The sequence below is a fragment of the Pseudomonas agarici genome, from assembly GCF_900109755.1.
Taxonomy (GTDB): Bacteria; Pseudomonadota; Gammaproteobacteria; order Pseudomonadales; family Pseudomonadaceae; genus Aquipseudomonas; species Aquipseudomonas agarici.
Genome location: NZ_FOAR01000027.1, coordinates 69,959 through 78,433 on the forward strand (window position 1 = coordinate 69,959; position 8,475 = coordinate 78,433).

At 61.2% G+C, this 8,475-nt stretch carries 7 protein-coding genes and 1 pseudogene; 6 read left to right on the forward strand and 2 right to left on the reverse strand.

Annotated elements, in window-relative coordinates:
* Positions 1-35: 35 nt before the first annotated feature.
* Entirely contained in the window at positions 36-467 is a 432-nt protein-coding gene (locus BMX68_RS20980) for a GNAT family N-acetyltransferase (RefSeq protein WP_017131616.1), read from the reverse strand.
* Positions 468-788: 321 nt separating this feature from the next.
* Between BMX68_RS20980 and BMX68_RS20985 the strand changes: the two genes are divergently transcribed.
* From BMX68_RS20985 to BMX68_RS21005, 5 genes and pseudogenes are all read left to right on the forward strand, one after another.
* Positions 789-1,730: a fatty acid desaturase gene (locus BMX68_RS20985; protein WP_017131614.1), complete on the forward strand. Its 942-nt coding sequence runs from the start codon at positions 789-791 to the stop codon at positions 1,728-1,730.
* Positions 1,731-1,739: 9 nt separating this feature from the next.
* Positions 1,740-2,531, forward strand: coding sequence for a phosphate/phosphite/phosphonate ABC transporter substrate-binding protein (locus BMX68_RS20990; protein WP_017131613.1), 792 nt, complete (start codon positions 1,740-1,742; stop codon positions 2,529-2,531).
* A gap of 189 nt (positions 2,532-2,720) precedes the next feature.
* Positions 2,721-3,215, forward strand: a pseudogene (locus tag BMX68_RS20995) (sigma-70 family RNA polymerase sigma factor); the annotation flags it as partial.
* Between the two features lie 264 nt (positions 3,216-3,479).
* Positions 3,480-5,909, forward strand: coding sequence for a TonB-dependent receptor (locus tag BMX68_RS21000; RefSeq protein WP_439896041.1), 2,430 nt, complete (start codon positions 3,480-3,482; stop codon positions 5,907-5,909).
* Between the two features lie 81 nt (positions 5,910-5,990).
* The gene (locus BMX68_RS21005; RefSeq protein ID WP_017131610.1) at positions 5,991-6,944 is read left to right on the forward strand and encodes an aliphatic sulfonate ABC transporter substrate-binding protein; all 954 of its coding nucleotides are present in this window, start codon (positions 5,991-5,993) and stop codon (positions 6,942-6,944) included.
* A 42-nt stretch (positions 6,945-6,986) separates the two neighbouring features.
* Here the strand turns inward: BMX68_RS21005 and BMX68_RS21010 are convergent, their stop codons facing one another.
* Positions 6,987-7,736 carry an NAD-dependent epimerase/dehydratase family protein gene (locus BMX68_RS21010; RefSeq protein WP_017131609.1) on the reverse strand — a complete coding sequence of 250 codons (750 nt, stop codon included), beginning with the start codon at positions 7,734-7,736 and terminating at the stop codon, positions 6,987-6,989.
* Between the two features lie 440 nt (positions 7,737-8,176).
* Here BMX68_RS21010 and BMX68_RS21020 point away from each other — a divergent pair.
* Positions 8,177-8,475 (forward strand): hypothetical protein (locus BMX68_RS21020; RefSeq protein ID WP_143063336.1); only part of this gene is annotated, 299 nt, incomplete at its 3' end.

The following is an 8,475-nucleotide window of genomic DNA, read 5'->3' on the forward strand; positions in this document are numbered from 1 at the left end:
AGAGGCTATCACGCGACGCCAAGCGGCCGATCAGATTATTTCTCGGTCGGTCCAATCGACGGTTCTACGCCCAGGGCAACCAACGGCTTGCTGCGCGAGTAGCGGGCCAGACGGTCCTCCAGGGCTTGCGGGAGTGCCTGCGCGGGGCTGAAGCCCAGGCGTGCATAGAAGCCTTGCAAGTGCGGATGACAGAGCAACCAGACCGGACCTTTAGCCTCGCGTCGCGCCCGGGCGATCAACGCGCTGGCGATGCCTTGACCTCTCCAGCGCGGATCGACCAACAGGCCGGTCAGCCAGCAACCTTCAGCGACTGGCGTGAGGCACAGCCCGGCGATGATCTCCTGGTGCCGCGCGACCCACAGTTGCCCGTTGCCGGCTGAACGCATCGACGAATTGTGGGCGCGATAGAACTTGTTCAGCAGCGGTCGCAGCGGCTCCGGGAGCAGGGCGTAGTCAGTGTTTGGCATGGGGCTCGGGCAACGGCGAGATGGAGGTCGATTATAAAAGAACCGACGCCTGCGGATAGGTGTATACCTGAATCTAAATCCCGACGGAGTGCGCATCATGAGCAAAGGTATGGATTCAAAGAAAGCCGCGAAGAAGAAACCGGCCAAGACCGCCGACGAGAAACGGGCGCAAAAGAAGGTCAAGAAGGCCAACGTGTTCGGCCATTGAGCGCCTCGTTCTAAGCTGATAACCCATCGATCTGCAAGATTTTGCCTCGGTAATGCACACCAGAGGATAAAGCCGAGGTTTGTCCCTCGGCCCGTCCTGTGCGAAGCCGATCGATGCCCCATTACTTCGACCCTGTTCACCGTGAAGAAATCCTTTCTCTGTCCCGCACCTTTACCGGTCGTACCGAGTGGCCGACCTGGTTGTTGCTGGTCGCTGTCTATGGCGGTTGGTTCGCCACTTTGCTCGGCAGTCACCACTTGGGGCTGTGGCCGAGCACGATGTTACTGATTGTGCTGGTCGCCTGGTGGCTGTCGGTGCAGCACGAACTGCTTCACGGTCACCCGACGCGATTTGTTGGGTTGAACAAGCTGTTGGGCTACGCGCCGTTTGCCGTCTGGTATCCCTACACCCTTTATCGTGACAGCCACCTGCTCCATCACCACGACGAAGACTTGACCTTGCCTGGCATCGATCCGGAGAGCCGTTATCTGCGACAGCAGGACTGGCAGCGCTGTTCGCTGTTCAAAAAGGGCCTGTACCGATTGAACAAGACGGTCTTCGGCCGTTTGTTGGTGGGCGCGCCGTTGGCCTTGCTCAGCTTGGTGCAAGAGCAAGGCCAGCGCTTGCGGCGCGGCGAGCGCAGGGTCTGGCTGATGTGGCTGAGCCATGGCGCGTTGACTGTGCTGATGCTGGTGTTTGTTGCCCGCCACAGCATTGTCCCGGTCTGGCACTACCTGCTGCTGGTTAGCATTCCCGCGCTGTCGGTGGCGATGTTGCGTTCCTACTACGAGCATCGCCCCCACGCCGAACCCGAGCAGCGCACGGTGATTAACGAGGCCGGCTGGCCCTTGAGCTGGCTGTTTCTCAACAATAACCTGCACCTGACCCACCACGACCTGCCGAAATTGCCCTGGTACTTCCTGCCCAGGGTCTACCGCGCACGTCGTGAACAGTGGCTGGCGCGCAGTGGCGGCTTTCTCGTAAAAGGCTATGGCGAACTGTGGCGCCGCCATGCCGTGAGCGCCATCGACAGTCCCCAACACCCATTTTCTTGAGGAGCCGCGATGACCGCGTGCTACGCCGAATTGCCCATGTACGTAGCCCCGCCACCTGTGCAGCGGGCTAACGAACAATGGCTTGGGCGGATTCTCGACACGCTTGCCGTCCACCGCCGCTCGGCCCAAGGCCTGGACCTGATGCAGCTCTGGCTGTCCCCGCAGCTGTTACTGACTCAGACCTGTGGCTATCCGTTAATGACGTTACTGCGTGGTCGGGTGACGATTATCGGACGGCCGCGCTACGAACTACCCGACGCCAGCGGTGGCAATCATTGCAGCCTGCTGCTGACCTCGCAGGGTAACTCGCGCACGACCCTGGAGGACTTTCGCGGCAGTCGCGCAGTGCTCAACGACGAAGGCTCCAACAGCGGCATGAATCTGTTGCGTCAGCGCCTGGCACCGTTGCAGCGCGACGGTCGGTTCTTCGCCAGTGTCGATAGCAGTGGCAGTCACCGCGAAAGCTTGCGCTGGCTGCGCGAGAATCTGGCCGACCTGGCGGCGGTAGACAGCGTGACATTCGCCTACCTGGCGCGGTTCGCCCCGCAGGAGGTGGCGGGGCTGCGAGTGGTGGCACGCAGTGCGCCGAGCCCCTGTCTGCCTTATATCGGGCCGGCTGGCCTGGACGAAGAACAGCTCGAGCGGTTGCGTGAGGTGATGAACCAGGCCTTGTGCGAATTGGCCCACGTGGCCGACGTGCTGGGCTTGGAGGAAGTGCTGGCCGCTAGCGAAGCGGATTACCAGCTACTCCTCGATTACCGGGATGAAGCGGCTGCGCTTGGGTTTGCGCAACTGCGTTAAGACCTCCCGGGCTGCAGCCCAGGACAGCCGTATTGCTTATCGATTTCCACCGAGGGAGCAGGTCACTAAAAATTCAAAAATGGAATATAAAAATGCATTTTAAATATTATTAAAGAATAAGCCGTGTTGGTAGCATCCTGCCACCGGAACACCGGACATGCAGAGCAACTCTCTTGACCTGGAGCCATTATGTCCGGCGCCGACACACCTCACCGCGATTACGTGGGCGGTTTATTCCACGCTCATTACGATTGGCTTTGCGCCCGTTTGCGCCGCCATCTCGATTCCAGCGCCAGCGCCGAAGACATCGCTGCCGATACCTTCGCGCAACTGCTGATGGCTGCGGATAGCTTGCCGATTCGCCAACCCCGAGCGTTGCTGACCACCATCGCGCAACGACTGATGTATCAGCTCTGGCGCCGCCGTGACCGGGAGCGCGCCTACCTCGACGCCCGGCAACAGGAGGACGACGCGCAGGTGCCCTCGCCGGAAGACTTGGCTCAGTTGCTCGAAGCACTGGAGACCGTCGACCGCCTGCTCAACGGTCTGCCGGACAAGGTCAAGGCCACCTTCCTGTTGTCCCAGGCCAATGGCCTGACCTATCCCGAAATCGCGCTCGAGCTGGGCATATCTCAGCGCTCGGTCAGCGACTATATGACTCGGGCAACCAACCGTTGCCTGCGTGCGCCGCTCAACTCGGATGAGTCGCGACCAGGACCGGGAGCCGCTGATCGAAGAGGCTGCGTGCTGGATCGTCGAGTTACGTTCCGGCCAGGCCCTCGACGCCGACGGGCGCACTCAGACGTGGGGCGGACCTTGAGTCCGGCATAGCGGCTTGGTTCTAAGACCCTAACCAAAGGGTCTGCAAGTTTTTCGCCGGTTACGGCACATCACTCTTGTAGGCGCTGCCGAGAGAGCAGCGTTGTTCGATTCCATGGAGGAGTCATTTTGCTTTCGTTCAACATCACGACATGCCTGCGTCACTCACTTCAAGCGCTGGTCATCGCTCCACTGGCCAGTCTGCTGTGCGCCACCGGCGCCTACGCGGTGGAAGATACCGTGCAGAACGCCCAAGCCGATGCCACGGTACCTGCCAGCGAGGCGGCGGCGCCGACCCTCGACCGGATCGTCGCCCTCGGCACCCGCCGTAACGATGCCACGGCACTGACCAGCGCCGCGCCGGTGGATGTACTCACCAGCGAAGAGCTGAAACAGACCGGCGCCACCAGCCTCAACCAAGCGCTGTTCCAGTTGCTGCCGTCGTTCAGCTATCCGCAGAACCAGAGCGCGACCCGTGGGCAAAACCCCAAGGGTGCCTCACTGCGCGGCCTGGCTCCGGACCAGACGCTGGTGCTGATCAACGGCAAGCGTCGGCATGCCTCGGCGGTGGTGAACATCTCCGGCGGCGTGCCGTTCGTTGGCGCCCAGCCGGTGGACCTGGACATGATTCCCCTGAGCGCCATCGACCATGTCGAGGTGCTGCGCGACGGTGCTTCGGCGCAGTACGGTTCCGACGCGGTAGCGGGCGTGGTGAATATCGTGCTCAAGGAGCGCGACAGTGGCGGCCAGCTCAACAGCCAGTTGGGCAAGTACGCCCAGGGCGATGGTTTCAGCAAGACCGCCGATGGCTGGTACGGCATCGGCTTGCCAGGGGACGGCTTCTTGACCTTGAGCTTCAACAGCCTGAACAACCGTCCCGATGATATCGGCGACAAGTACCTTGCCGATGGCCGCGAGCAGGACCCGCGTTGGGGCGCCGCCGGGCGCAACAAATACAACTTGGTGGCGAATGCCGAGGTGGGCTTGAGCGATCAGTGGCGCCTCTACAGCTTCGCCACCTTTGGTCAGGACACCTCGGTCAACAACACGCCACCGCTGCTGGCGGGTAGCTCGGACAATGTGGCGGCCATCTACCCCAACGGGACGATTCCCAAATACCGCTACCGCTATGAAGACGGCGCGCTGACTGTCGGCAGTCGTTACGAGGATGCGAGTCTGGGACGCTTCGATCTGAGCGCCACCTACGGTCGCGATACCCACGACGAACTGGCCTTCAACACGCTCAACCCGAGCTTCGGTGCGAACAGTCCCACCAAGTTCGACGTGGCGACGCTGGTCAACGAACAGACCAACCTCAGCCTGGATTACGCCAAGGACCTGGATGTCGACTGGTCGAAGCATCCGCTGACGGTCTCTGCTGGCGTCGCCTACCGCAATGAACGTTACCGGCTCGAAGCAGGGGATACCCAATCCTATTCGTTCGGCGGGATCAACGGGGTCCAGGTGGGCGCGGTACAGGCTTCGGGGTTGACCCCGGACGATGCCGGGACCTATACACGGAATGTCGGCGGGGTGTATTTCGGCCTGGAAAACCAGTTGACCGACAAGTTCCAGTTCGGTCTGGCCGGGCGTACCGAGCATTACTCGGACTTCGGTTCCGCGACCACCGGCAAGGTCTCGGCACGGTATGACTTCACGCCGCAGGTAGGCCTGCGCGCCACCGTCAACAACGCCTACCGTGCTCCGACCTTGGGGCAGATCGGCACCTCCTGGACCACCACGACCAACGTCGATATCAATGGCAGCCCAGTGCTGACCCGTATGCTACCGGCCGACAACCCGGCTGCCCGAGCCTTGGGCGCGCAGTCATTGAAACCGGAAAAATCCACTAACTTCTCCCTTGGTCTGGTGCTACGTCCGAGCGACCAGGCCTCGCTGACCGTCGATGCGTACCAGATCAGCATTCGCGATCGCCTGCTCTACAGCGGTGGCATTTCCGGTCCACGGGCCGAGCAGATTCTCCAGGCTGCCGGCTATGGCCAGTACACCTGGGCGCAGTTCATGACCAACGCCGCCGACACCCGCACCCGTGGCGTGGACATCGTCGGCAAATACAACCTCGATCTGCAACAGTACGGCGGCGTGACCCTGAGCGCGGGCTACACCAAGGCCAAGACTATCATCGAGCGTATCAACGCCAACCCTTACGGCTTCGACGTGCTGACCCGCGAGGCACGCGGCTTCCTCGAACACGGCTACCCGGAAGACAAGCTGGTGTTCGGTGCGATTCACCGTTACGGCCCATGGACCGTGGCCCTGAACGAGACCCGGTATGGCCAGTATCGCAAATACGCGGCCGCCGAAACCAATGCCCAATACGATCAGACCTTTTCCGCCCAGTGGACCACCGATCTGGATGTGAATTACGCGTTCAACAAGCAACTGCGCCTGTCGGTCGGGGCCAACAACCTGTTCAGCAGCACCCCGGACGACTTCAACAAGCAACTGCGTCAGACGCCGGGCCAGCGATACAGCTTCCTGTCGCCCACGGCACCGGAGGGGGCCTTCTATTACACCCGGTTGAGTTACGACTTCTGAACCTGGGCGCTACCTGGGATCGATCAATCAAGACGGTTTTTTGCTTCATTCAACATAACGCCAAACCATCATGAGGTAACTATGACATCCATCAAGACCCTGCTTGGCAGTGTTCTATTGGCCCTGGGGTTAGGGATCGGACTGGTGGCGGGCACGGCTCTGGCCGCCGAACCCGCGACCTTGCGTATCGGCTACCAGAAAAGCTCGGTGAGCATGGTGCTGGCCCGCGAGCACAAACTGCTCGATCAGGCCCTACCCGGGACCCAGGTGCAGTGGGTCGAGTTTCCCAGTGGTCCACAACTGATCGAAGCCCTGAACGGCGGGAGCCTGGATATCGGCAATATCGGCGATATCCCGCCGATCTTTGCCCAAGCCGCCGGTATCGATCTGGTGTATATCGGCGTCGAGCCCGCCGACGGCAGAGCCGAGGCCATTGTCGTGCCCAAGGCCAGCGACGTTCGGCGCGTGGCGGACCTCAAAGGCAAGCGCGTGGCCCTGGTCAAGGGCTCCAGCGCCCACAACCTGTTCCTCAAGAGCCTGATCAAGGCTGGTCTGCAGCTTAGCGATGTAAACCTGGCCTATCTATCACCGGCCGATGCCCGAGCTGCTTTTGAACAGGGCAAGCTGGATGCCTGGGTGATCTGGGACCCGTACTATTCGGCGGCCTTGCTGGACGGTAGCGCCCGCCTGCTCAGTGATGGCCAGGGGCTCAGCTTCGGCGGCTCGCTGTATGTTGCCGCGGGTGCCTTTGCCCGCCAGCATCCGCAGAGTATCGCCCCGCTGCTCAAGGCGTTCGGCCAGGCCCAGCAACAGTCCTTCGACCAGGCGCCGGCGAGCATCGACCTGATGACCCAGGCCCTTGGCCTGCAACGGGCGGTGATCGAGCGCTATTTCGAGCATCGCTCGCGGGCGCCGCTGCGGGCCATCGACCCGGACACCCTCGATACGCAACAACGCACCGCCGATCTGTTCTTTGCCAATGGCCTGATCCCCAAGGCCATCAACGTGCAGCAGATTGTCTTCAAGGCCGACTGAACCATGCACGAAAAGCAGCTTCCCTGATGGCTGACCTTGTCCTTAGCGATGGAGTGCCTGCACGGGTACGGGGATATTGAAGGTCTGGAAGCTGTCGTCCAGCGGTTGATATCCCAGCACCCGGATGGTCTCGCTCAAGTCCAGGCGTTTAAAGCGATTGTTGGAAATCCCATGGGCCACCAGGTGCTGGACGTCCTCTACTTCAATGGCCCGTTGCAGTAACTGCACGGCATCGCGCGGACTGAGCCAGGTGTTCAGATCGACGTGGTGCAGGTCCTGGCTGTCGGGAAACTCGAAGGCACCGATGCGCAGGGCAATAGTCGACAGACCACGGCGTGCGGCATAGAACGCGCACAAGGCCTCGCCATAACATTTGCTCACGCCATACAGGTTGGCGGGCATCACTGGCATACCCGAGGTCACCTGGCGATCCTGCGCATACCCTTCGATGGTCTGCGCGCTGCTGGCGAACACCACGCGCCTGCACTTGGCCCTGGCGGCGGCTTCCAGAAGGTAGGTGGTAGCCGTGATATTGTTCGGCAGCAGTTCTTCGAAGGACGAGTCCGGATAGGGAATTCCCGCCAGGTGTACCACCACATCGATGCCGTCGACGAGTGCATTCACCTCATCCTTGTGGTCCAGGTCCAGCCGGACAAAACGATGCGCGCCGATGGCAAAGTCCGGTTGGTGGCGGTCGGCGAGGACAAAGTCATAACGATGCTGCGCCGCTAGGAAGAAGGTCTTGCCAATGCGGCCACAGGCGCCTGTAAGCAGGACTCTGAGCGGATTCATACTGACTTCCTTGTAAAAAATCTGACAGGGAGATGACAGTTCAGTGAATACTCACGATAGACCATTGCTCGAACCCTGGCCGAAAATCGCCGGACTTGGAGGGTGTCAGATCAGCGATAAACTTCTTTTCGGTTGCGGGCTGCTTGTCGACTTTGCACAACGGATTCGTTGCGATATCGGTGTACTCAATCGTCCAAGATAAGGTTGTTCCTCATGTGCGCCGCCGAATGCACGGCTTCCTGCCCCTTGTGAGCGCGTTCAAGGACTTCGGCGCCGAGGTAATAGTCCTCCCTGTCGGCCAAGCCTTGATCGGTGCATCAGTCAGCCATTTCAATCTCTTATAGAGACCATTCCTACGCCGTGTAGTCAGGCCGTCCTCTTAATCCCCGGTCTTCGTTCATGTTCCGATGGGCGTCCCTGTTCGCACGGAACGCACCGGCATGACCGACACCTACTGGGCCGCCCGCGAAGGCGATGCCTTGCTGCACACCGCGCCGATGGCCGACCTCCTGGGCGGCGTGCTGGAAATCGCCGCCTCTGTCGCGGTCGGCACACTGGCCACCACGGCGGTTGTCGCGGCAACGGGCCTTACCGTCGCCACCGGTGGGCTGGGCTGCCTCGTACTCGGGAGTGCGGTGGGCATTGCGGTCGGCGTCGGCATGAACCAGACCGGCACCGACGAGGAGGTGAAGCAGTTCTGCGACTGGCTAAGCAATGCGCTGTTTCCGCCCACGGTCCA